Genomic DNA, 22,986 nt, shown 5'->3' on the forward strand with positions numbered 1-22,986 from the left:
TCGCATTCACCGCTTCGCCTCACGATCCGGGCCGTCCGCGTGCACGCCGTAGGGGCGCAGCGCCTCGGTCAGGGCCGCGAACTCGGCCAGGGCGGCGCTCAGTTCAGATGTGATCTCCTGCGCCATGCGGTGCAGGTCTGCCTCGGGTTCTTCCAGCGTGAAGGGTTCGGCCGATGGTTCGGTGACCTGAAGGTCCAGGTTGACGCCGCTTCGGGCGAGCAGGTCCTGGACGGTGAAGGACCGGAAGAGGGGTGTCTCGGCTCGTTCGCTGCGGGGCCGTCCGGGCCGGTAGGCGGACACGAAGCCGGCGTAGTCGACGCCGGGAAGCGCCGTGGACTTGGCCTTGTGTGGGGAGCGCAGGTCGTACACCCACAGCCGTTTCGTCGACGGGCTGCCGTCCGGGTGCGGGTCGGGCTTGTCGAGGAACAGGACGCTGGCCTTGACGCCGCCGGCGTAGAAGATGCCGGTGGGAAGCCGGAGCAGGGTGTGCACGTCGCACGCGGCCAGCAGCCGCCGTCGGATCAGCTCACCGGCCCCGCCTTCGAACAGCACGCTGTCGGGCACCACAACGGCCGCCCGGCCGTCGGTCTCCAGCAGGCTGTGGACATGCTGCAGGAAGTTGAGCTGCCGGCTGGTGGTGGCGGTCCAGAAGTCCTCCCGGTAGGGCTCCTCGCTGGTGGAGCGGCGGCCGAACGGGGGGTTGGTGAGCACCAGCGTCGCGCGCCTGACCGGCGGGCGGGCCAGCGCGTCCCCGACGGTGATGCACGGGTGGGCCTCGTCGACGCGGGTGACGCCGTGCAGGACGAGGTTCGTCGTGGCCAGCCGGGCAGTGGCGTCGACGAGCTCGGTGCCGAAGAAGGCACCCTCGTTGAGCCGTTGGCGCTGGGCCGCGGTGACACCTGAGGGAAAGTGGTCGACCAGGTAGTCGAAGGCTTTGATCAGGAAGCCGCCGGTGCCGCAGGCCGGGTCGGTGACGGTGTCGTCGATGCCGGGCTGGACGCACTCGACGATCGCCTCGATCAGCGGCCGGGGGGTGAAGTACTGGCCGGCGCCAGTCTTCGTGTCCGTGCTCATGCGGGCCAGCAGCTCCTCGATGACCACACCGGTGTCACCTGCGGACCACTGGTAGCGGTCTACCACATCGACGATCAAGCGGTGGAGGAGCGCCGGATCGGGAATGCGGTTTTGTGCCCTGCGGAAGAGGAGCCCGAGCGTTCCGGGCCGGGAGGCGAGCTCGTCCAGGATCTGCTCGTACACCGTGATCAGGTGGTCGCGCTTGGCCGAGGTGAGCCGTGGCCAGGCGTCGAAGCCGAGTACGTGCTGCCAGTTGAGGGGGCGTTGGTGTTGTTCGTAGGCGCGCTTGAGGACGATCAGGCTGGAGAGCTGCTCGATGTACTCCAAGCCCGAGGTGCCGCCGTCGCGCAGCACGTTGGCGAAGTTCCACAGCCGTTCCACCAGGGCCTGGTCATGTCTGGGGCGATAGGAGACGGTGGGGTTCACAGTGCAAACTCCTGTTGCCCGGACGGGGAGAGCGGATGGGACAGGTGACCGGTGAAGGCGCGTTCCAGCAGGTTGCGCCGCAGCCGTCCGGCGACAACGAGCGCGCGTTCGGCGGCCGCGGATGCCGCGGTCAGGGCTGTGGTGTGCGCCTGGATCAGTGTGACCAGGTGGTGCTGCTCGTCTGCGGGCGCGACGGGGACCGGCATGAGCCGGATCTTTCCCAGGCTGATGGACGCCAGCCCCACACTCTGGGTGGCGTTGCGTTTGCACCACTGGCGGCCGAAGCCGTTGGCGTGCCAGGCCAGCAGGACGGGGTGCAGCTGACGGGCGTTGATCCGGACACGGAAGACGTGGCTGTTGTGCGCGCAGTGGGGCACCTGCTCCTCCCAAATCCAGCCGCGGCCCAGGCTGTCGCTCGATCCGCCGCCGGTCAGCAGCACATCACCCGCCCGCAGCCGAGCTGCCTGTGCCCGTGATGGGGGCAGCCGGATGGTGCGTACGTCGTCCAGGTCGAGGCGGCCGCGCTGCACGTTGGCGACCCGCAGGCAGGAGACGTCCACATCGGCGGGATTCCACTGCTGCTTGCCGGGCGCGGTGATGCCGCGGGTGACCTCGGTAACGTCGTCCAGGCGGGTCCATCGCCAGTGCGCGGGCAGGTGGGGCAGTGTCCCGTCACTGACGCCGGCGACCCGGGGCAGGCCGGCGGGGGCGCCCGCGGTGGCGGACAGAGCGCCGAGTGCGGCCCGCGCGGTCATGGTGCGGCTCAGGACGTCGGCCTGGTCGAGGACGTTGCCGGTACGGATCGTGGTGGCGTCGATGCGGGCGAGGTGGTCCTCCAACAGGCCGACGATCCGGCGCTGTTCCACCACTGATGGCAGCGGGAGCATGACCTCTTCCAGATCCCGCTGGTTGATCCGCCAGATCGCTGCGCCGCCCTGGCGGGCGCGTGCCTCGATCTGGCGCCGCATGACCGGCGATTTCCACAGGTGTGCGAGGTAGTGCGGCTCGACCGCATCGCGTCGTACCCGTACTCGGATCATGGTGTCGGGTATGGCCGTGGAGGTCGGGGGCTCGTTGACCAGGGCGCCCTCGCCGACCAGGGAGAGTGAGCCGTTGACCCGGCCGACCAACAGGTCCCCGTGTTCGGCCGCCAGTAGCGCGAGGTGGTCGCTGCGGTCGCTGCTCTTGGTCTGAGTGAAGTCCACGGTCGCTGTCCGAAGCGCCGTCAGGCGCAGTACGGGCACGCCGTCCTCGCCCAGGCGCGGGGACCGGCCATTGACCAAGGGTTCGCTCAGCACGTCGGCCAGCCGGACGGTCTTCCAGTCGGCAGGCAGGTCATTCATCACGCCAGTTCCCTGCGCAGTTCGTCCAGGAGGTCGATCGCGGCGTCGGGCCCGAAGGCGTCGAGGAAACCGTCCGTGCCACCGCGCGCCGAGAAGGGAACGCCGTCCAGATACACCGGGTCGAAGCGGCCCTCGGCAGCTGTCGCGTCCGCGATGTTTTCGATCCACCACAGCTGGGCCTCGGTGAAGGGCCCGGTCCGCTGTGTGAACGCGGCGAGCCGCCGGCGCACCGTCTCCGCTGTGCGGCCGCGCCTGCCGGACGCCGTCACCCGCAAAGGGGCCGGCCGGTCGTACAGGTCGAGCAGCGCCTCTTGGAGTTCGGGGTTCTCGGCGAGCGGGTAGAGGGCCGCGCGCCGCTCGTCCTCGACGGCTCTCTTGCCTCCCGCCCGGCGCAGCGGTGCCAGGTGATCCGCGTCGACTGAGTCGAGGAGGCGGGTCACCAGTTCCTGCAGAGGTTGGCCCGCCAGTTTCCGGATCTCAGCGCCGTCGGCGTCACTGAGCGTGGGGGTGAGCCGGGCGAGCCTGATGGCGAGTTCGGCCGTCTCTTGCGGCGTCACCAGGCCGTCCACGGTGCGGTTCAGCAGACGCTCCAGAGCGGCCCGCCCCGACTGCCCGGATGTATCGGTCAAATTCACCAGCGGCTGGAGGTGACGTGAAGCGCCCACTGCGTCGACGACCACAAGCTGCGTCTTGGCAACCGCCCCCGGGGTGACGGCACGTAGCTCCGCGGACGCGATGGTCTGCGTTCCCATGGCCAGCAGCTGCTCGTAGTAGGCGGCGGAGCGCACCTCGCGCAGGATCAGCAGGCACTCGATCGCCCGCATGTCACTGAACCCGGAGATCAGATCCGTCACGACCGCGATCCGGAACTGCGGTGTCGTGCGGAACTCCCGCAGCAGGTGCACCGCATGAGCATCGCGGTGCGTGATCCGCCGGCAGAAGACGTCCCCGGCGCCGAACACGTCGCGGATGCGCTCAACGACCTCATCCGCATGCGGTCCGTCCTGCGCGAACACCACGGTCTTGGGGACCACGCCGAGCAGGCCGCCCTGCTGCGTCCTGTCGGGGAACATGGTCGGCAGCGCGTCACGGAACGCCGTCAGCACCGTGGCCAGGTGGTCGGCGGCGACAACGCGTGCGGGGCCGCTCGGTCCGGTGGGGGCCAGCTCCTCGTCCAGCTCCTCGTAGCGGGCGCGGCGCGAGCCCTTGGCCGCCACACCGACAGCGTCGACGGGCGCGGCGAACGCCGGCTGCCGGGAGTCGGAGACCTGAATCTCGTAGACGGAGCAGTCCACGGCGACGCCATCGGCGACGGCCTGTTCGTAGGTGTAGGAGTCGACCAGGTTGCTGTTGAAGAAGCCGAGAACGGTAGCGGTCGGCGTCGCGCTGAAGCCGACTAGGGGTGCGTCGAAGTACTCAAGGAGGGCACGCCGCTGTCCGTAGAGCGCGCGGTGGCAGTCGTCGACGATGACAAGATCGAATGAATCGGGCGGCAGCGCCTCGCAGTAGGTCACCTCCAGGGCCGCCGCGTCCGCATCTGCCTGCCGCTCAGCGGTCTCATACGCCGACACGCGGTCGGATCCGTCCTCGGGGGCCGGCGTGCCCGCGAGCATCGCCGACAGTCTCTGCACCGTGGCCACGACCACGGAAGTCGACGGCGCTAGACCGGCTGCGGTCAGCTCTTGGACCCGGTACACGTCGGCGAGACTGCGGCCTCCGTCCGGCATACTGAACTGGCGCAGCTGAGAGGTTAGTTGATCCGCTATCACTCTTCGGTCGGTTACGAAGAGGATGCGGGCCGCGCGCGCGTGCCTGAGCTGGCGGTAGGCGGTGAACACCTCGGTGAAGTTCTGCCCCGTGCCGGTGGCCATCTGCACCAGTGCACGTCGCTGACCGGCCTCAAGGGTCTGTTCAACCGCCCGGACCGCCCGACGCTGGGGCGCACGGAGCTGACCGAATCCCTCGCCCTCCCTGGGCAGGTAGGCGGCCTGTCGCGCCCGGTAGGTCGGCGCCGCCCTGTCCGCCTGCGCCTCGCGCTGCCAGCGGGCCAGAGTGCTGGGCTGGTGGAAGCCGCTCACGAAGCGAGGCCGAGGTTCGGGGTCATTGGCGTCGCAGAACAGCAGACGCCGGCCATCGCTCACATACCGGTACGGCAGCGGCGAGCGCCACACGGGCCACAGCGAGGAGCCCGTGGCGGCCTTCGCCAGTACGCCGGCCTGTTCCATGGCGTCGGTGAGATCCGTGCCGTCCCGCTTGCACTCGATGATTCCGACCAGCTGTCCGCCGACCGTCAGGAGCATGTCGGCGCGCTGTCCGCCGGCCAGGCGGGGTTCCACCAGGACGCAGCCGAGGGAGCGGTTGAGCTCGTCGTCCTCACCGGCGCCCAGGACGTCCCATCCCGCCTTGGCGAGCCTGCGCTGCACTTCCGAGGCGATGTCGGCTTCCCTCAGCGGCTCGTAGGCGGCATCGCGCGCGCTGACGATCAGCTGCTCACGGTCGGCGGCCGGCAGGGACGCCGGCGCAACGCGCAGGTCGAATGCGCGGCGCAGACGGGGCAGGTCCCCTTCCAGCACAGCGACCCGCTGCTCCAGAACGCTCAGATCGGTCGCTTGGGCGGGGACGAAAGCCATCGGCTCCGCGTCGCCGGTCAGGGCACGGAAGAACCAGGCGGCCAGGGTGAAGCAGCGCTCGACCAGGTGCGCCGCCTCCTGACCCTCACGTGTACCACCGTCAAAGCCGTGAAGGTCGTTGAACGCGTCCAGGACCGGCGCGGGGAGCATCCCGGCACGGGCCAGGACCGCCAGACGGACCGGCTGATCGCCCACGGGCAGCCGCACCCCGGCCCGATAGGCGAGCTCGGCGGCGAGAACCTCGCCGAACTGGCCTGCCGCCGCCGCCGCATCGGCAGGCGCGGTAGATGCGCGCGCCTCACACGACGCGCCGTGAAGAACAAGAAGCGGCTCGTAGGGAAGGAGGAATCCGAAATTGGCTGACGCGCCGGCCAGGTCCGTGAACCGGCTTTCGAGCACGCTCGACTCCTGAACCACGCCGACCCTCCCTACCTGCACTGCGGCACCGCGGAATCCGCTGCAGAACGGCTTTCACCCTACCGTCCGGCCCCTGCACACAACACTGCCGTTTTGCCCTGATACGGGCGGGCTGTGTATCGGCTTCGATGGTGGCGCCCGCTCGATGTGGCCTGAGGAGCCACGCGCCGGCCGGCGACCTCATGCCGGGCGACGGGAGAGGAGGGCGCAGGGGCCCTGATGCGTGCAAAGCGGGCCCCCGGCCGTCCCGGGCCGCCGGGCTCTGCTCTGGCCGCCCGCGGCGACCGGCTCGGCGAACACAGTGCGCCGCACGATCGCGGTGGTGGTGCTTCAGGCGGCGACGCCGAGTTCTGTGCGGGTGCGGTGGATGAACTCGCGGACGGCCGGCTCGCGCCGAGGAAGCCATCAACGTCCTCGCCGGCTTCTACGGCGACCGCGTCATCGACAACCAGTAACACCGCACTAAGCCCAAGCAACGTCAGCACCAGGGCTTACACGGAGTCACTGACACGCCCACGTCAGATGGCGGACCCTGGTCTGGCCACGCCGTGTTGCGATCAATTTCGAACAATGGCCCCCGTTGCCGGGCAGAAGGTGCTGCCGTGGGTAAGTGGGCGACGCAGCGAAGGCAAAGATTCCGTCGGAATCAAGCCACCTTGACCAGTTGGTCATGGCGTACGACGGGGATACCGAACTGCGGAATCGGCTACGGCTCGAGGGCGACTGGCCTCGTCGATGGAGTGCGACATGGCGGGTGAGTGCTGGCGAAGTCTGCTGGCCGATCCTGGATATGGCTCACGTGCCCGTGCTGTCGTCCCGGCCGATGCGGGGGTTCACGTGGCGGGCGAAGCAGCGGCATCGTCCCGGGCTTGAGGTGATGGCGGCGACGGGCTGGACGCACGGCTTCGAGTCTCTGGAGGAGCTGCGGCTGCTGGTCGCGCTGGACTTCCTGCGGGCATCGGAGGTGTTGTCGCAGCCGTTCCGAGTGGACTTCGAGCATAGGGACGGGAAGTCCTGGCATATTCCAGACTACCTGGCCGTGATCAGCGGTGGCATGTGGCTGCTGGACGTCCGCCCGATGGACCTGATCGCTGATGAAGACGCGCTGAAGTTCGCGGCTGCCAGGGAGGTGGCGGCGGCTTGCGGCTGGCGCTACTCGGTGGTTGCGGGCTGGCGCCCGCATGTGTGGAGTGTCCTTGATCACCTGTCCTCGCGTCGACGGCCGACGAGGGACCTGCTGGGCATGCGGGACCAGTTGCTCACCGCTATCGGCGACCGGGCGGGACGGGTGATGACGTTCTCCGAGCTGGCGGATGCGACCAGCGTGCCTGCCGTTGGCCGGGCGAACATCGTCCGGCTGCTCTGGCAACGCGAACTCGGCGTTGACCTGGGCAGTCCGTTGCGCGACAGCTCACTGGTCTGGGGGGTGTGATGGCAGCGAGGGGACTCTTGCAGATCGCGCCGGGCAGGCGGGTCAAGCTCAACGGCGTCGAGTGGACGATCGAGGACGTACAGGGCCACCTTGGGCGGCTCAGCCTCATGGATGGCGACGGCCGCGCGGAGACCCGCTCGTTTCGCTGGCTCATCAACCATGCCGATCTGCGGCTCCTGCCGCAGGCCGACGCATCGAGGCGGCCTGCGCCGGCCTCCCGGCAGCCAAGAACATTGGCTGATCTGACCGGGGACCAGTTGGAGCGGACCCGGCTGCGGGTTGCGCATGTGCTGGAAGCTGAGACGGGGTTCCGGGAGGGCCACCCGGCTCGGGCTCTGCCGGGTGAGCCCCGGCCTGCGTACGATCCGGACCGCACGACGCTGACCCAGCGTCGCCATGCGAAGGCGGCGGAGACGAAGGCGATACCCCGTCCGGAGGCTGTCCGGTGCGGTCTGCAGCACCTCAGCTACCGGACCCTGGAGCGGCTATCGGGTCTGTCAGGCGAAAGCCTCATGCTGGCCTGCGCAGACGGGCGCTGGACACGGCGGCTCAGTGGGCACCGCAGCATCACCGAGGAGGTCCGTGAGGCGATCTTCGCCGTCAAGGCCGAGTGCCGCGAACGCGCCAACCTGAGCTGGGCCGCAAAGCACCGGTTGATGCACCAGTACATCCATGAGCGGTTCCCGGCGTTCCCGACCGAGAAGGTCCCTTCCCGCTGGACGCTCGCGCACGTCTGGCAAGAGTGGTTCGGGCCCGGCGGAGCCCGCGCGCGTTATGCGCGGACGGCCGAGGCCGCCGCGGAGGCCGGGGTCTCCGGCCGGATGGTGGTCCACCGGCCGGGCCAGGTTCTGGTGCTGGACTCGACTCCGATGCCGGTGAAGCTGCGCGAGACCGTGTTCGGCGACGCGGTCACCGCGACACTGACGCTCGCACTCGACCTGTACACGCATGGGCTGCCGGCCTTCCGGCTCACGCTGCAGTCCGACACCTCGGTCGACGTCGCGATGCTGCTGCGGGACGTGATGGTGCCGCTTCCGATGCGGGACGGCTGGGGCGAGGACATGGAATGGCCCTATGCCGGGGTCCCGGCCGACGTGATCGCGGAATTCACCGGGCACAAGGTCGCTGCTTTGCCGTTCTTCGCCCCGGAGACGGTCACCACTGACCACGGCGGTCCCTACAAGAACCACGACCTGGTGGAGGCCGAGCAGGAGATCGGCTGCCGGATCCTGCCCGCCCGCGTCCTGCGGCAGACCGATAAATTCGCGGTCGAGCGGCAGTTCCTCACCCTCCAGACCATGCTCTTCGAGCACCTGCTGGGCTTCACCGGCGGGGACGTCGCGGATCGCGGGGCCGACCCGGAACGCGATGCGAGCCTCACGCTCACGCAGGCCGAGCACATCATCGCGACCTGGATCGTCCGGGTCTGGCAGAACCGCAAGCTAGGTGAATACGCCCCGAGTTGGGCGCCGGGTGAGGACGACAGCCCCAACACCCTGTTCGCCGCGGCGATGGAACAGGGCGGCTTCGACCTGGACTTCCCGGAACCGAGCTTCTACTACAAGGTTCTGCGCAAGCACCACGTGAAGATCCATCCGCGACGCGGGGTGAAGATCCTCGGGCTTTGGTATCACCACCCGGTCCTCGACGAGCCACGCTTCCTGCAGCCCTCCGCCCGAGGCGGCAAACACGCGGGCACTTGGGTGGTCCGCAGTGACCGAAGGGACCGCCGGCAGGTGTTCTTCCAGGACCCGGCCGACCACGAGACGTGGCACACCCTGCGCTGGCGGGGACTGCCGCCCGAGGGCGAAGTTCCCGCCTTCTCAGACAAGACCGCCGACGCTCTCCTGACACACGTGAAGGCGAACAACATCAAAATCCACTCCGAGAGCGAGCTCCTGGAACATCTGCTGGAGATCCTCGGCTCGGTCACCCCCGTCGACCAATGGCCCAGCCAGGCCAAGAAGAAGGCCGGGAAGAAGCAGCGCATCGCCCACGCCCGCGAGATCGCCCGCGCACAGGCTGCGGCAGCCGACCGCCCCACCACACCGCGCCCTGCGGACGAGCCAGCTCCAGCTGAGATGCCCGCGGTCTGGGCCGAACACGCCCGAACAATCGACCGTGCGGTCGACGCCGACCGCCGCCGGCGTCGTGAAGAAGCCCTCGCGGGCACCCGGCCCGTTGCCCCGGCAACGCTGCACGAGGCTCTGAACCGGCGCCCCATGTTCCGGCTTCCGCCCCCCGAAAGCTCGGAAGCCGATACGACTGTCCGGGAGGACGCCACGTGACCCGAGCTCTCTCTCACGATGATCCGCCGAAGGGCCTGCCTGCACGGGCCAGGATCGCCGAGTTGATCCTGGGCAGCCGCCCGCCCCTCGACACCTACGTCGGCTGGCAGCACTACCGCACCCACTGCAGTCTGCTTGTCCCCGCTGCAACGATCTCGCCGCAACAGTGGTCGATGCTCCCCGAGAGTCGCCAGTACGACTATGACCTCTACCGAGAGCTGACGAACGCGAACCTCCCGCTGCAGGACACCCCGATGCACGACAAGGTCGGCAAGCTGATCCGGCGCCGGTTGAGCGGCAACACGAGGAAGAAGGACGACCCGACACGCGCCGGCGTCATGATCAGCGGCTGGGGCAACTACGGCAAAACCGCCTCCGTCCGCTCAGCCGGGGTTGTCTTCGAAGACCAGTGGCTGCGCCTGCACAACTGCCTCAACCCCGGGGCGCTGCCGGGTACACGTGACCTCCACGCGCCGGTCGTCTATGTCTCGACCCCGGTGACAGCGACTCCCAAGAGCCTGTGCGCGTCGATCCTGGGGTTCTTCCGAGCCCCGACCCGCAGGTCGGCCACACTGCCGGAACTGGTACGGCAGGTCGCCGACTCACTCCACGACCACGGCGTCAAAGCGCTGATCCTGGACGACATCAGCAGACTACGGATGCACCGGGCCGACGACCAAGACGTCCTCGACCTGATGCGGGCCTTCATGAGCCTGGACGTCACCCTGATCCTGACCGGCGTGAACATCCCCGGCATCGGACTGCTGCGCGAGGCCAAGTGGAACAAGGAGACCCAGCAGTGGGAGATGCCACCACTGGAGTCGACCCGCATCCACGGCCTGGAGATCACCCAGACAGAGCACCGCTTCGAGCTCATCGAACTCGACCGCTTCCGCTACATCACCCCGAAGCAAATCCAGGCCTTCGTCAACCACTTGGAGGGGATCGAGCAGCACCTGCGGCTGCTGAACGCGCAGGAGGGCATGCTCACCGGCGGCACTATGCCGGAATACTTGATGCGTCGTACCGGCGGCGTTGTCGGCCTTTTGGGGCGCCTGCTCGAGGATGGTGCACAGGAGGCCATGGAGTCTGGGAAAGAACTGATCGACCAGAGCTTGCTGGACGAGATCGTGCTCCGGCGGGACGGGCCCGAGCAGGCGCCAGATGAGCCTGTGATCCCGGCCGACGCACCGACCGCCGGCAAGAAGACCACACGGGCGAAACGACCACGGAACACCGTTTTCGATGACCATGGCCCGGCTGAGCGCGCGGGCACCTGAGGGACGGAGCAGTGATGCATCCGCTGCCCCGGAGTCTTGAGCCCCTGGAGGGAGAATCCCTGGTCAGCTACCTGCTTCGGCTTGGGCACCGTCTCGGCCTTTCGCCTCTGCACCTGATCCGTACGGCAGGCTGGACCGAGCACGCTCATCACGTCCCAGGCAGTTTGCTGCTGCATCTCCCCAAGTCTCAGGCCGAAGGGTTCGCCCGGCTCACGGGACAGACGGCCAGGGATGTCTCGGCACTGACGTTGATGCAGTGGCGGGACCGATATCCGCCGATCGCCCGGTCCTTGCCCGGCCCGGGACGGATGAGGCCCGACGCATGGCTCTACACCGGCTGGCCGCGCTTCTGCCCCTCCTGCCTGGCGGGCGACGGCACTCCGGCCCAGCAACTGCACAGCGGGCCATGGCTCAAACTCTGGCACCTGCCGATCGTCTTCGCCTGCACCAAGCATCGGATCTATCTGGAAGCCAACTGCCCGCACTGCGGTCAGCCGCACGACGCACAAGGGCCTCTGATTCAGCGGGCAAACGACCATACGCTGCATCCAGCGCAATGCCGGTGGACGGTCGACGCTCAGATGCAGAAACGGAAGTCCCGTGCCTGCGGCGGCAGACTCGATCACCACATCGCCCCTTCGCGTGATGACCGGCCACAACCCACTCCGGACATCCTCCGCTTCCAGCTGTCCCTCCGTGGCCACCTGCAGTCACCCACGCGGATCACGGACGCGTCCGAGTACTTCTCGGATCTCCGGTTGACCACCGCGCTGATCAGCACGACATGGCCACATGCCCGGCACCTCCTTGACGCCGACGCAGCTGAGCGAATCGACCCCTACTTACAGGAACTGCACGGCGATCCGGGCGGGAGAAGCAACCCGCAAGCCCGAGACGCGCCACCGCGTGACCCCGTTGCCTGCGGAGCTCTGCTGATGGCCGCAGATCACCTGCTTGGGCGAGACGACCTGGCTGATCTCCTGTCAGAATTTACGCGCGCCACCTTCGGTAACCCTTCAAGCCGAACACCGTGGGCTGTCCTCTATGACAAGCACAAGAACGATTGTTCAGAGCGGCTCCGCCGGGTCGCTGAACCCGCGACCCGGGCGTTTCCTCGAATCGACGGCCGCGGGGGCACACGAGCACCACTCCTCAGCGGCTACCAGGCCGAGCACATCCCAGCATTCCTGGAGCCGGACTGGTACCAGCGCTATCTGGCCAGCTGCGCGGGCTCGGAATCCAAGACCGTGCGGAGGGCCGCCGCGGTCCGACTCGTCCAGTGGGCCATGGGCGGAGCCTACGACGACGCCGCGAAGTTCCTCGGGATCGCCCCAGTCCAGACACGCCTACTCACCGGACGCGAGACCAGGCGCTCGACACGGACGAGCTGCAACCCACTTGAGCTCGACAGAGCTCTCCGCGCTCTCGCCTCGGAACTGCAGTCACCACGTCAGCCACCCGTTGACTACTGGCGCAGGCGACAAGCACTTCACGAGTGGGCACTGAGCATTGATGTCTGGAATGCGCTGGGCAGTGAACTCCTGCCCACCCTCTACCGATTCCCGACCCTGACCGATGACCGCAAGCGCCAGGACGCCTCCGCGTTCATCTGGACGTTAGTCACGCGAGGCGAGCATCTCTTCGCTCCGCGCCCGCTCGAAGCCGCGCAACCCACCGAAATCCAGCGACGATGGGCCGGGCGGCGAAACACCACGTGGTTCCAGTTCTCCCGCCCCGATCCGCTGCCTCACTATGCGGATCTGCGCCGCGTTCTCACCAAATACGCGCAGCGACTCGCCTGGGACATCGATTCAGGTGCGGAGCGGGGCATCAACATCAACACTCCGACACTCACGCACAGTGAGCATCCGGGCTCATGATCCGCCAACTGCGCCTCTCAAGATCCGCCAACAAGGATTCTCCAAGCTCTTCTGACCTGCACGGCGCGGACCATGATCCGCCAACTAGCTTCCTCGGTCACAGAGGCTGCGACTTGGCGCTCTACCTGGCCCTGAGCGTCATAGTTTGGCCTCTGGGCGTTGCAGCCGGGCCGGGCCTACCTACCCTGCGCGGTCCACACTGACCCGGATCTTGACCGTCCTTCCTGACCGCGGCGTCAGCCTCAACGGATGATTCCTGAGCCGCCGCCGGGCGTCCGTGGGCGTCGTCGGGTGAGGAGCCACTCCCGAAACGCCGCTCACAGCGCGATCGGCCGGTACGTCAGTGCCGCGTCGACGATCTGCTCCGCGGACGCGTCCGCCAGCCGCCGGCCGCTCACGGTTGGGGGCAACAACGGCGGTCTCAGGTTCACAGCCGGATTATGCCCCGAGTCGCCGACAGCCCGCGGTCAGTACCTCACCGCCGCCCCCTCGCAGGTCACGCGCATCCCGCCCTCGGCCAGGGCAGGGGAGCGGGGCGGGTCACCGTTGGGACGTGGGTACGCCCGACGCACGGAGCTTGGCTTCGGTGAGGGCGGTCAGGCGGGCCACTACGGGAGCCCGGTCCTCGCGGTGGTTGTTGATCAGCCGGTACTCGGCCGAAGCCTTGGCCCACGCCCGCAGGGCCGCCGGGTCCCCCGCGCAACGCGGGGTTGGCGAGGAGGCGCTCGGCCATGGCGGCGGCGAGTTCCTCGATCCGCGGGTCTTCGGGCTCCCAGGCCTCCGCCTCACGGCCCCGCTTGGTCAGCTCGACGTATTCCGGATCGTCCAGGCCGTGCTCCAGCTGTGCCAGGAGGCCGGCGAACCCCTCCGGCACGAGCGCCCGGGTCCACACGAGAGCTTCGCGTTGTGCGGCCACGTACGAGGGGACGAAGCCGAGACCCCGCATCCGCTCCAGGACCGTGCAGGCGCGGTCGGGCAGCAGGGCTCGGTCGCCGTGAGCCAACCGGTGCAGCATGTCGCGGCGGGCGGTCAACTCCGCTATATGTACGACGAGTTGGCCCTCGATATCGGCGGTGGCGAACCGCGGGGCGTCGGCGTCGAGCAGCGGCCCGATCCCGGCCGGCGGCACCCCCGCCGCTGCCGGCGTCCTGACCTGCACCAGCTGCAGCAACTCCGCCGATCCGTACCGCCGGTAGCCGGAGCTGTCGCGCTCGGGCTCCGCGACCAGGCCGAGCTTGTGGTAATGCCGCACCATCCTGACCGTGACGCCGACGGACGACGCCGCCTGCCCGATCGTGACCCCGTTGCTCATCCGCTCAGCCTGCCCGAGAACACCTCGGCGACGAAACGCTGTTGGGCGGCCAGGAACGCCGGCGCTATCGCGAGGCCTGCGCCGTCCACCCAGGTCGGGCGTCCTCATACCGGTAATAGCCGCGGCTGTACGGCCGTATCGACCCTGCTGCTCCTCGTTCTGGCTCTCGTTCCGGCCGGAAACCGTGGTGAGCATGGTGGCTGGCTCCCTCACATCGTCGGGGCGCGGGCACGGGGCCGAGCGGTGTGCCCGGGCCGGCGCCGTGCCGATGCGATGCGCCTCCACCCCGCCCGGTGGCCTATTGGCCGACGAACCTTCGCGGTCGTGACGCGCGTGGGAGCATCCCGTTCATGGGAAGTGATCTCGAAGTGAGCGCCCTGGCGATCAACGTCACCATTCCGCAGGAACTCCAATGGACGGACACACGCCGCGGCGAGGTGTTCCGGCTGACCACGCTCAACGTCAGGCTTCTTCCGGACGGCCATCTCGCCGTCAAGGCGTACGGCCGCCCGGTCGCCGGCGGCCGGGGCGCCTACGTGTCGTTCCCGGTCCCCGACCGCCCCGAGCTCGCGACGCTGGTCGCCGACGCGGCCGGCCGGGCCGGGACACTGTGGGCCGGCCATCGCGGACTCGGCTGAGCCAGGCAAGTTCCCCCGACTCGGCTGAGCCGGGCAGAGCCCCTGGGGCACAGGGCCGGTGTCACCGCCTCGGAGGCTTATCCCTGAGCACTGAGCCCTGCGGCCGGCAACCGGCCGATCCCGCCGCAACAGCCGAGCCGGTACCGACCCCGGCCGGGCTCAGACCACCAGGACCCGGCGTCCACGCGTATGGCCCGCCTGGCTGTCGATGTGTGCCGACGCGGCATCGGCGAGGGGGTACGCCTTCTCGACGGGAATGTGAAGCTTCCCCCGCGAGATGAGGCTCGCCGCCTCGGCCAGCGCGTCCGGAACGCTTCCGGCCGTGCCGGAGAACCGCACGCCGAGCTTCGGCGCATCGAGATCGGCGATCGAGACGACCCTGCCCGGATTCCCGGCGAGTTGGACGAGTTCGCGGATCACGCCCGAGCCGGCCAGGTCGAGCGCCGCGTCGACGCGGCCGATGGACCGCACCCGCTCGGCCCACCCCTCGCCGTACGTCGTGGCGAGCGCGCCCAGGCCGCGCAGGTAGTCCTGGTTGGCCGCCCCGGCCGTACCGATGACGGTGATACCGCGCTCGCGGGCGATCTGGAGCACCGCCGAGCCCACTCCCCCGGACGCCCCGCTGACGAGCAGCGTCTCTCCCCCGCGCACCCCGACTTCGCGGATGACGCGCAACGCGGTCTCGACCACCGACGGGTATCCGGCCGCCTCCTCGAACGTCAGGCCCCGCGGCATCCGGGCCCAGGCGGCCAGTACGGCGAACTCGGCGTACGTGCTCGACCCCTCCCCGAACACCCGGTCGCCGACCTCGACCCCCTCGACGCCCGCACCGACCTCGTCCACCACCCCTGACGCGTCGAGCCCGACGCCCGACGGCAGGGCCAGCGGATGGGCCGAGAGGACCTGGCCCTCGCGAATCCTCCAGTCGACCGGGTTCACACCCGCCGCCCGCACGGCGATCCGTATCCGGCCGGGACCCGCATGGGGCTCCTCGGCATCGATGAGGCGCAGGACGTCGGGACCGCCGAACTCGGCGAAGCTCACTTTCTTCATGCCGCCGACCGTAACGCTAACGGTTAGCGTTTAGCAACAGTTGCTTTTTTGGCTTTGATAGCGTTCAGTCATGACCGTTCCGACCGCCCCCGGCCGCCGCGAGCGCAAGAAGGCCGCCACGCGCCAGAAGATCGCCGACACCGCGCTCCGGCTCTTCCTGGAGCGCGGGTACGACGCGGTGGGCATCCGTGACGTGGCCGCGGAGGCCGACGTCGCCGTCACCACGCTCTTCTCGCACTTCGCCTCGAAGGAGGCCCTGATCTTCGAGCGGGACGACGACTTCGAGGAGCGCCTCACGCGGGCGGTCGCGGACCGCGCGCCGGACGAGCCGCTCATCCCCGCGCTGCGCCGCGAGGTCGAGGCATTGGTACGCCATTGCACGGCGGACGGCGCCGCCCCGATCTGGCACATGATCGAGACGTCGCCCGCTCTGCGGGAGTACGAGGAGTCGATGAGACTGCGCCACGCGGAGTCGCTGGCGGCGGCCGTCGGCGCCGATCCCGGCCTCACGGTGACCCCGACGGCGGCCCGCACGGTCGCGCGGTTCGTGATCGACTCCTATGCGGTGGCGCGGGAGGCGGCCGATCCGGAGGCGGCCCTCGACGAGATCTTCGCGATGATCGAGGCGGCCTGGGCCGTCGCCCACCCTTCGGCGCGTGCGCCGGCCCGCCCCAAGTCGTAGGCACAAAGCCCGATTCGGCCCGGGGACGCGCCTGACAGCATGGCCGCATGCCTCACTCCTGGCCCAGCCATCTCGACGCGGGAGCGGTCCGGTTCGCCCGGCCGACCGCGAAGTACGACGACGTCCTGGTCTTCTACCGCGACGCGCTCGGCCTGCCGGTGCTCGCCCAGTGGCGCGGCCATCAGGGGTACGACGCTGTCGTGTTCGGTTTGCCGGGCGCCCCGGTGCACATGGAGCTCCTGCAACACGGCGAAGCGCCCCGCATCCCGGAGCCGCACCCGGAGAACCAGCTGGTGCTCTACCTGCGCGGCCCCGAGGCCGTCGCCCGCGCCGCCCGGCGGCTCGCCGAACACGGGCACAGCCCGGTACCCGCCGCCAACCCCTACTGGCCGGAACGCGGCGCCGTGAGCTTCGAGGACCCGGACGGCTGGCTCGTCGTCCTCGCGCCCTGGGTCTTCGGCGAACAGCCCACACCGACACCCGCCTGAGGTCCGGCGAACAGCCCACACCGACCCCGCCTGACGTCCGGCGAAGCGCTCCGGCGGAGGTCACCGACCTTCGGCGAAGCGCTCTGGCGGCGGAGGCCGACCGCATACGGCGGTGGGGGCCGCGGCAGCCGTACCCCGCGCCCCCCGAGCGGCCGGCCTCCTCCTCAACTTCCCCTGGAACGTCAGGCGTTGAGGGTTCCCTTCAGCCAGTCCTCGTAGCGCGTGGGCGCCAGGTGGGCGTCGGGACCCGCCGTCAGGACGTCGCCGTGGACCGCGGCGAAGAGGCCGGCCTGGTCGTCGGTGATCACGGGGCGGTTGTCGCCCCGGGCGGCCAGGGTGAGCCGGCCGAGCGCGTCGAGCGTGAACGTGTCGGGGCCCGCGACGTCCAGAGTGCCGTTGAGCGGGTCGCCGGCGGTCACCTCGGCGAGAGCGTTGACGACGTCGGCGCTGGAGATGGGCTGGATGGGCGTGGCCGGCAGCCGCACGGCATTGTCGTCCGACGTCCAGCCCATCGTGGGCTCCATGAACTCGAAGAACTGCGTGGCGCGGACGATCGAGTACGGGGTGGGGCCGCCGCGCAGCAGCTCCTCCTGGAGCACCTTGGCGCGGTAGTAGTCCAGCTGGGGGACCCGGTCCGCCCCGACGATCGACAGAGCCGACGCCTTGCCGGGCATCGGCGCCTGGCTCACCGAAACACCGGGGGCGGCCCCGCACTGAGCGTCGCCGACACCGCGGACCGGGCCCGGGGGGCCGGTGAGACGCCGGGTGCGGGCCCACCGTGAGCTTCAGCCGCACACCTGCTCCGGGCGGCGCCGGCTAATCGGGACGCCGCTCCCGCGGCCGCACGCCCCCTACTACAGGCCCAGCGTCATCCACCGCGTCGGGTCCTCCAGGGCGCGGAAACCCAGCTTCTCGTACACCCCGTGGGCGTCGGCCGTTGCCAGCATGATCCTGCGCAGGCCGGCCGGTGCGAGGTGGTCACGCACCGCGGCCACGAGTGCGGTGCCCAGCCCCTTGCCGCGTACCGCCGGATCGACGTACACATCGCACAGCCAGGCGAACGTGGCGTGGTCGGTGACGACGCGCGCATAGGCCACCTGGAGGCCTGAACTCACCTCGTAAGCACCGAAGTTGAGGGAGCCCGCGATCGCCGCGTCCTGCTTCTCGCGGGTGCGGCCGAGCGCCCAGTAGGCGTCGGTGGAGAGCCAGTGGTGGACCCGGGCGGGGTCGAGGCGGGCAGGGTCGGCCGAGATCGCGTACTCGCGGAAGATCACTTCACTCATGCGGGGAGCCTCGCAAACGGCGGGCGGCTTGTCAGTGGCCGGCGCCACCCTCTTGGGGCCACGCAGCGCTTCTTGGGGCCGCGCAGCGCGCATACGGTCAACTCCCCACCTCGTCCAGGGCGTTGCGTAGCCCGCGCACCGCTTCGGAGATCTCCGCCCGCCCCGTCACGCCCGCGAAGCTGAGGCGCAGATGACCGGCCGGGGGCTCGGCGCCGAAGTAGGGCCGGCCCGGGGAGACGGCCACGCCGGCGCGCAGCGCGGCGGCGACGACGGCCGGCTCGGGGGCGCTCTCGGGGAGCCGGAGCCAGAGGTGGTAGCCGCCGGAGGGAATGTGGGGCAGGGCCAGTTCGGGCAGGTGGTGCAGGACGCCGGCGGCCAGGGCTTCGCGGCGGGCCGTCAACTCGGCGGAAACGGCGTGCAGATGGCGTCCCCAGGCCGGGGAGCCGACGAGTTCGATGGCGGTCTCCTGCAAGGGACGCGGCACGAAGAAGGAGTCGACGGCCTGGATGGCTCGCAGGCGTTCCCGTACGGGTCCGCGGGCGGCGAGCGCGCCCACCCGCAAGCTCGGCGAGGTCGCCTTGGTGAGGGAGGAGACATGGACGACGACGCCGTCGGGGTCGTCGGCGGCGAGCGGCGCGGGCAGCGGCCCGGCGTCCACGTGAGCGAGCCGGCGGCCGAAGTCGTCCTCGATGACGAAGGCGCCGAACGAGTGGGCGATGCTGACCACTTCGCGGCCGCGCTCCGGCGAGAGAAGCGCGCCGGTCGGGTTCTGGAAGAGGGGCTGGCAGTAGAAGACGCGGGCGCCGGTGGCCCGGAAGGCGCGGGCGAGCAGGTCGGGGCGTACGCCGTCGGGGTCGACCGGTACCGGGACGGGACGCAGCCCCGCGGCGCGGGCCACCGCAAGGGTGCCGGGGTAGGTGGGTGATTCGACGAGGACGGGTGCGCCGGGCGCGGCGAGCGCGCGCAGGGCGGTGGTCAGGGCGGCCTGGCCGCCCGAGGTGATCAGGACGTCGGCCGCGGTGACGGCCGGGCCGATCTCGCGGGCGAACCAGGAGCGCAGTTCGGGCAGGCCCTCGACGGGCGGGCGGCTCCATACGCCGGGGCGGCGCCCGGCCCGCCCGAGAGCCGCGGCCATGGCCCGCTCGGGCTGGAGCCCGGGGTCGAGGTAGCCGCCGCTGAGGTCGATGACGCCGGTCGCCGGAATCGCGAGGGCGCTCAGGACTCCGGTGGCGTCGACCGCGCGCGGCGCCGCCTCGGTGGCGCCGTCGGCGCTGAGCGCGACCTCCTGCCAGGAGGTGTCGCCGGTGCGGCCAGTGACGGTGCGGGGCTCGGCGCGGTAGGCGCCGGCGCCGGGGCGGGTGACGACCAGGCCCTCCGCGACGAGCTGGGCGAGCGCCCTGGAGACCGTCACCGGGGAGACCCGGTACCGCTCGACGAGTGCCCGGCTGGACGGAAGCCTTCCGCCCACGGAGTAGCGGTTGAGTTCGCTCCGTAGGGATTTCACCAGGTCAGATACGCTGCTACGCTCTTGCATGACAGCACAGGATAGCGCTACTCCCCTTGTCCCGATAGCGGTTGACGCGGATGGCCGTCGGCCCGCGCTCCCGCGCGGAACGGCTCTCGCCGCCCTCGGCGTGCTCTCGTTCTCCCTGACCTTTCCCAGCACCGCCTGGGGACTGGAGAGCTTCGGCCCGTGGTCGATGGTGTCCCTGCGGCTGCTGATCGCCGCATTGATCGCCGGTGTCTTCCTGGGGCGGGGCCGGGTGCCGTTCCCCGACCGGTCGCACTGGGGCGGATTCGCCGTGGTGATCCTGGGCGTGATGATCGGCTTCCCGGTCCTGACGACGCTGGCCCTCGGGACCGCGACGACCTCGCACGCGGCCGTCGTGGTGGGCCTGCTGCCGCTCACCACGGCCGCCTTCGCGGCGCTCCGTACCCGGCGGCGACCCTCCCGTGCCTTCTGGGCGGCGGCGCTCGCCGGTGCCGCGGTAGTGGTCGTCTTCACGGTCGAGCAGAGCGGCGGGGCGCTGTCGCGGGCCGACCTCTATCTGTTCGCGGCGCTGGTTCTGTGCGCGGCCGGTTACACCGAGGGCGGACGGCTCTCCGGTCTGATGCCGGGCTGGCACGTCGTGGGCTGGGCCCTGCTGCTCTGTGCCCCGCTCGCCCTGGTCGGCGCGGTCCTCGGCCTGACCCTCGAACCCTGGCACCTGAGTGGCCACGGGGTCGTCGGGCTGCTCTGGGTGGCTTCCGCCTCCACCTTCCTCGGCCTGTACCTCTGGTACCGGGGCATGGCCGCCATCGGTGTCGCCAAGGCGAGCCAGCTCCAGCTGGCGCAGCCCCTCCTGACACTCGTCTGGTCGGTGCTGCTGCTCGGCGAGCATCTGACCCCGGCCGCCCCGATCGCCGCGGTGGGCGTCCTGGTGTGCATCGTGGTGACGCAGCGGGCCCGGTCCTGACTCCGCAACTCTCCTTCTGGACAAGCCACTTGTCGGCGATGTGGCTCAGTGGGCCTGCTGGGCGTGTTTCGGCAGCAGGCCCACGAGGAGAAGCGTCAGCACATACATTCCGGCGCAGATGCCGAAGACGAGCTGCGCCGCGGTGAGGTAGGAGTGCGTGGTGCCGCGGGCCGCGTGGGAGAAGAAGACGGTGCCGATGGCCGCGACGCCGATGGCTCCGGCGAACTGCTGGACCGCGTTGAGCATGCCGGCGCCGGTGCCGACCTCCTCGGCCGTGGAGTCGCCGAGGATGAAGTCGAAGAGCGGGACGAACATCAGGCCGGCGCCGAATCCGGTCAGGAAGAGCGACGGCGCGAGCTGCCCTGCGGTGAGCCCGGTCCCCCAGTGCGCGGTGGACCACCACAGGGCGAGCAGGCCGACGGTCGCCACGGCCAGCCCGATGCGCAGGGTGGCGCGCCCGAGCCTCTCGGCCAGTACGGCACCGGCGAGCAGCACCGCCACGGCGGTGCCGACGGCCCAGGGGATGAGGGTCAGGCCGGTGCGCAGTGGCGTCCAGCGCAGACCGAGCTGGAGGAGCAGATTGATGACGAGGACGAACGCGCTGAGCGAGGCGTAGAAACCGCCGACGATCAGCAGTCCGACGACGAAGCTGCGCCGGCGGAACAGCGTCGGCGTGATGACGGGGTGTGCGCTGCGGCGTTCGGAGACGACGAAGAGCGCGAAGACCACGATCGAGGCGGCCATCATGAGGTAGGTCCACAGCGGCCAGCCCAGGTCACGGCCCTGGATGAGCGGCACGATCAGCAGGGCGGAGCCCACGGTGAGCAGCGCGACGCCGGTGAGGTCGAGGCGGGCGCCGGGCGTCTCACCGCCGCGGTGCGGCAGGACGCGCAGACCGAGCAGGGTGGCGGCGACACCGAACGGCACGTTGATCAGGAAGATCGAGCGCCACTCGCTGCCGAACAGGTCGAGGTGGAGCAGCCAGCCGGCCAGGATCGGCCCTGCCACGGTGGCGAGCCCCATGACCGGGCCGAACGGCATGAGGGCTCTGCGCAGGTGCTGCGGCGGGAAGACGACCTTCACCAGGGCCATGCCCTGCGGGATCATCACGGACCCGAAGAGCCCCTGGAGCAGTCGGGCGCCGATCAGGAATCCGGGGTTCGGAGCGAGACCGCAGGCCAGTGAGGCCAGCGTGAAGGCGCCCATGCCGAGCAGGAACAGGCGGCGCCGGCCGAGGAGGTCGCCGAGCCTGCCGGAAGTGACGAGGCCGAGCGCGAAGGCGGCGGTGTAGGCGGTCAGGACCCATTGCAGGGTCATCGGACCGCCGCCGAGGTCGGCACGGATGGAGGGCCCGGCCAGGTTGGCGACGCTGGAGTCGATGAGATCCATGATCTCGGCGATGAAGACGACGGCCAGGACCAGCCAGGCCTTGCGGAGCGGAAACGGGGGCGGAGGCGGACCGGTGGTCCGCGAAACGGTGAACGAACTTTGTTCAGTAGTCACGAACAATGTTCTACGCGACGAACTTAGTTCAGGTCAAGATAGGATGTGCGCATGCCGTCCGACCAGCCCAGGCGGGGCCGAGCCGCCCGCCACGCGCAGCCGCAGCCCGCCGACACCCCGCAGCCGCGCCCGCAGAGGGAGCCGATCACCCTCGCCCGGATCACCGACGCCGCGCTGCATGTGATCGCCACCGAGGGGTACGACGCGCTCACCGTCCGCAGGATCACCCACGTCCTGGGCACCGGGCCGTCGTCGCTGTACGCGCACATCGTCAACAAGGACGACATCGACGACCTGATCATCGGGCGGCTCTGCTCCAAGATCGTGCTCCCCGAACCCGATCCCGCGCTCTGGCGCGACCAGATCCGCGATGTGTGCGCCCAGCTGCGCGACCAGTACCTCGCCTACCCGGGCGTCTCGCGGGCCGCGCTCGCGATGCTCCCCACCAACCTGGAGGCCCTGCGGGTGAACGAGGGGATGCTCGCCATCCTCCTCGCCGGCGGTCTGGAGCCGCAGAGGGCGGCGTGGGCCATCGACAGCCTGTCGCTCTACGTCAGCGCGTACGCCCTGGAGCGTTCCCTGCTCGCGCAGCGGCAGAAGCACCAGGACCACGCGTGGGTGCTCAGCCGGGACGAGTTGGTCAGCCGGTTCGAGGCGCTGCCGGCCGACCGGTTCCCGGCGATCAGGCGCCACGCGGCGGAGCTGACCTCGGGTTCGGGGCACGACCGCTTCGACTTCAGCCTCGGCCTGGTCATCGACAGCCTGTCGCCCGGGTCCCCCGGGCGCCCCTGACGCGGGGCC

The 22,986-nt window shown here is 70.0% G+C and carries 17 protein-coding genes and 1 pseudogene; 9 read left to right on the forward strand and 9 right to left on the reverse strand.

Annotation, left to right across the window (positions count from 1 at the left end):
- Positions 1-6: 6 nt before the first annotated feature.
- Genes AB0D31_RS14325 through AB0D31_RS14335 form a run of 3 tightly spaced genes read right to left on the reverse strand, consistent with a single transcriptional unit; the run spans position 7 to position 5,890 of the window.
- Entirely contained in the window at positions 7-1,500 is a 1,494-nt protein-coding gene (locus AB0D31_RS14325) for a class I SAM-dependent DNA methyltransferase (RefSeq protein ID WP_362721758.1), read from the reverse strand.
- Positions 1,497-2,843 carry a hypothetical protein gene (locus AB0D31_RS14330; protein WP_362721761.1) on the reverse strand — a complete coding sequence of 449 codons (1,347 nt, stop codon included), beginning with the start codon at positions 2,841-2,843 and terminating at the stop codon, positions 1,497-1,499. Before AB0D31_RS14330 ends, AB0D31_RS14325 begins: the two co-directional genes overlap by 4 nt.
- Positions 2,843-5,890 carry a DEAD/DEAH box helicase family protein gene (locus tag AB0D31_RS14335; protein WP_362721764.1) on the reverse strand — a complete coding sequence of 1,016 codons (3,048 nt, stop codon included), beginning with the start codon at positions 5,888-5,890 and terminating at the stop codon, positions 2,843-2,845. The genes AB0D31_RS14330 and AB0D31_RS14335 overlap by 1 nt, the downstream gene beginning before the upstream one ends.
- A 610-nt stretch (positions 5,891-6,500) precedes the next feature.
- Between AB0D31_RS14335 and AB0D31_RS14340 the strand changes: the two genes are divergently transcribed.
- Genes AB0D31_RS14340 through AB0D31_RS14355 form a run of 4 tightly spaced genes read left to right on the forward strand, consistent with a single transcriptional unit; the run spans position 6,501 to position 12,770 of the window.
- A complete protein-coding gene (locus tag AB0D31_RS14340) occupies positions 6,501-7,322 on the forward strand; it encodes a TnsA-like heteromeric transposase endonuclease subunit (protein ID WP_362721767.1) in 822 nt (273 codons plus the stop codon).
- Positions 7,323-7,339: 17 nt separating this feature from the next.
- Complete coding sequence (locus tag AB0D31_RS14345) at positions 7,340-9,610, forward strand: transposase (protein WP_362721770.1); 2,271 nt, start codon at positions 7,340-7,342, stop codon at positions 9,608-9,610.
- Complete coding sequence (locus tag AB0D31_RS14350) at positions 9,607-10,890, forward strand: TniB family NTP-binding protein (RefSeq protein ID WP_362721773.1); 1,284 nt, start codon at positions 9,607-9,609, stop codon at positions 10,888-10,890. Before AB0D31_RS14345 ends, AB0D31_RS14350 begins: the two co-directional genes overlap by 4 nt.
- 14 nt (positions 10,891-10,904) lie before the next feature.
- Positions 10,905-12,770, forward strand: a complete 1,866-nt coding sequence (locus AB0D31_RS14355; protein WP_362721776.1) for a TniQ family protein — start codon at positions 10,905-10,907, stop codon at positions 12,768-12,770.
- 496 nt (positions 12,771-13,266) lie between these two features.
- Here the strand turns inward: AB0D31_RS14355 and AB0D31_RS14360 are convergent, their stop codons facing one another.
- The gene (locus AB0D31_RS14360; RefSeq protein WP_362721779.1) at positions 13,267-14,082 is read right to left on the reverse strand and encodes a MerR family transcriptional regulator; all 816 of its coding nucleotides are present in this window, start codon (positions 14,080-14,082) and stop codon (positions 13,267-13,269) included.
- Positions 14,083-14,432: 350 nt separating this feature from the next.
- On the opposite strand from AB0D31_RS14360, the gene AB0D31_RS14365 reads away from it, so the two are divergent.
- Positions 14,433-14,720 (forward strand): hypothetical protein, encoded by a 288-nt coding sequence (locus AB0D31_RS14365; RefSeq protein ID WP_362721782.1) that lies wholly within the window; start codon positions 14,433-14,435, stop codon positions 14,718-14,720.
- 159 nt (positions 14,721-14,879) lie between these two features.
- Here the strand turns inward: AB0D31_RS14365 and AB0D31_RS14370 are convergent, their stop codons facing one another.
- Complete coding sequence (locus AB0D31_RS14370) at positions 14,880-15,773, reverse strand: NADP-dependent oxidoreductase (protein WP_362721785.1); 894 nt, start codon at positions 15,771-15,773, stop codon at positions 14,880-14,882.
- 70 nt (positions 15,774-15,843) lie between these two features.
- On the opposite strand from AB0D31_RS14370, the gene AB0D31_RS14375 reads away from it, so the two are divergent.
- Both AB0D31_RS14375 and AB0D31_RS14380 read left to right on the forward strand, forming a co-directional pair.
- Entirely contained in the window at positions 15,844-16,455 is a 612-nt protein-coding gene (locus AB0D31_RS14375; RefSeq protein ID WP_362721788.1) for a helix-turn-helix domain-containing protein, read from the forward strand.
- Between the two features lie 47 nt (positions 16,456-16,502).
- Complete coding sequence (locus tag AB0D31_RS14380; RefSeq protein WP_362721791.1) at positions 16,503-16,943, forward strand: VOC family protein; 441 nt, start codon at positions 16,503-16,505, stop codon at positions 16,941-16,943.
- Between the two features lie 182 nt (positions 16,944-17,125).
- Here AB0D31_RS14380 and AB0D31_RS14385 read toward each other — a convergent pair.
- The 3 genes and pseudogenes from AB0D31_RS14385 to AB0D31_RS14395 all read right to left on the reverse strand — a co-directional run.
- A pseudogene (locus tag AB0D31_RS14385) lies at positions 17,126-17,596 on the reverse strand (LysR family transcriptional regulator); the annotation flags it as partial.
- Between the two features lie 201 nt (positions 17,597-17,797).
- Positions 17,798-18,226 (reverse strand): GNAT family N-acetyltransferase, encoded by a 429-nt coding sequence (locus AB0D31_RS14390; protein WP_362721794.1) that lies wholly within the window; start codon positions 18,224-18,226, stop codon positions 17,798-17,800.
- A 97-nt stretch (positions 18,227-18,323) separates the two neighbouring features.
- Positions 18,324-19,760, reverse strand: coding sequence for a PLP-dependent aminotransferase family protein (locus AB0D31_RS14395; RefSeq protein ID WP_362721797.1), 1,437 nt, complete (start codon positions 19,758-19,760; stop codon positions 18,324-18,326).
- Between AB0D31_RS14395 and AB0D31_RS14400 the strand changes: the two genes are divergently transcribed.
- Positions 19,759-20,682: a DMT family transporter gene (locus AB0D31_RS14400; RefSeq protein ID WP_362721800.1), complete on the forward strand. Its 924-nt coding sequence runs from the start codon at positions 19,759-19,761 to the stop codon at positions 20,680-20,682. The two genes, AB0D31_RS14395 and AB0D31_RS14400, sit on opposite strands and share 2 nt — an antisense overlap.
- Positions 20,683-20,727: 45 nt before the next feature.
- Here the strand turns inward: AB0D31_RS14400 and AB0D31_RS14405 are convergent, their stop codons facing one another.
- Positions 20,728-22,185: a DHA2 family efflux MFS transporter permease subunit gene (locus tag AB0D31_RS14405; protein ID WP_362721802.1), complete on the reverse strand. Its 1,458-nt coding sequence runs from the start codon at positions 22,183-22,185 to the stop codon at positions 20,728-20,730.
- A gap of 51 nt (positions 22,186-22,236) precedes the next feature.
- On the opposite strand from AB0D31_RS14405, the gene AB0D31_RS14410 reads away from it, so the two are divergent.
- The gene (locus AB0D31_RS14410) at positions 22,237-22,977 is read left to right on the forward strand and encodes a TetR/AcrR family transcriptional regulator (RefSeq protein WP_362721804.1); all 741 of its coding nucleotides are present in this window, start codon (positions 22,237-22,239) and stop codon (positions 22,975-22,977) included.
- Positions 22,978-22,986 lie beyond the last annotated feature (9 nt).

Origin of the sequence: Streptomyces sp. NPDC048361 (assembly GCF_040651795.1) — a bacterium.
GTDB lineage: Bacteria > Actinomycetota > Actinomycetes > Streptomycetales > Streptomycetaceae > Streptomyces.

Coding starts and splice junctions, on each gene's coding strand:
- AB0D31_RS14400 (WP_362721800.1), top strand. CDS start 19,759: ATGACAGCACAGGATAGCGCTACTCCCCTTGTCCCGATAGCGGTTGAC.
- AB0D31_RS14380 (WP_362721791.1), top strand. CDS start 16,503: ATGCCTCACTCCTGGCCCAGCCATCTCGACGCGGGAGCGGTCCGGTTC.
- AB0D31_RS14395 (WP_362721797.1), bottom strand. CDS start 19,760: ATGCAAGAGCGTAGCAGCGTATCTGACCTGGTGAAATCCCTACGGAGC.
- AB0D31_RS14410 (WP_362721804.1), top strand. CDS start 22,237: ATGCCGTCCGACCAGCCCAGGCGGGGCCGAGCCGCCCGCCACGCGCAG.
- AB0D31_RS14375 (WP_362721788.1), top strand. CDS start 15,844: ATGACCGTTCCGACCGCCCCCGGCCGCCGCGAGCGCAAGAAGGCCGCC.
- AB0D31_RS14330 (WP_362721761.1), bottom strand. CDS start 2,843: ATGAATGACCTGCCTGCCGACTGGAAGACCGTCCGGCTGGCCGACGTG.
- AB0D31_RS14355 (WP_362721776.1), top strand. CDS start 10,905: ATGCATCCGCTGCCCCGGAGTCTTGAGCCCCTGGAGGGAGAATCCCTG.
- AB0D31_RS14365 (WP_362721782.1), top strand. CDS start 14,433: ATGGGAAGTGATCTCGAAGTGAGCGCCCTGGCGATCAACGTCACCATT.
- AB0D31_RS14390 (WP_362721794.1), bottom strand. CDS start 18,226: ATGAGTGAAGTGATCTTCCGCGAGTACGCGATCTCGGCCGACCCTGCC.
- AB0D31_RS14360 (WP_362721779.1), bottom strand. CDS start 14,082: ATGAGCAACGGGGTCACGATCGGGCAGGCGGCGTCGTCCGTCGGCGTC.
- AB0D31_RS14370 (WP_362721785.1), bottom strand. CDS start 15,773: ATGAAGAAAGTGAGCTTCGCCGAGTTCGGCGGTCCCGACGTCCTGCGC.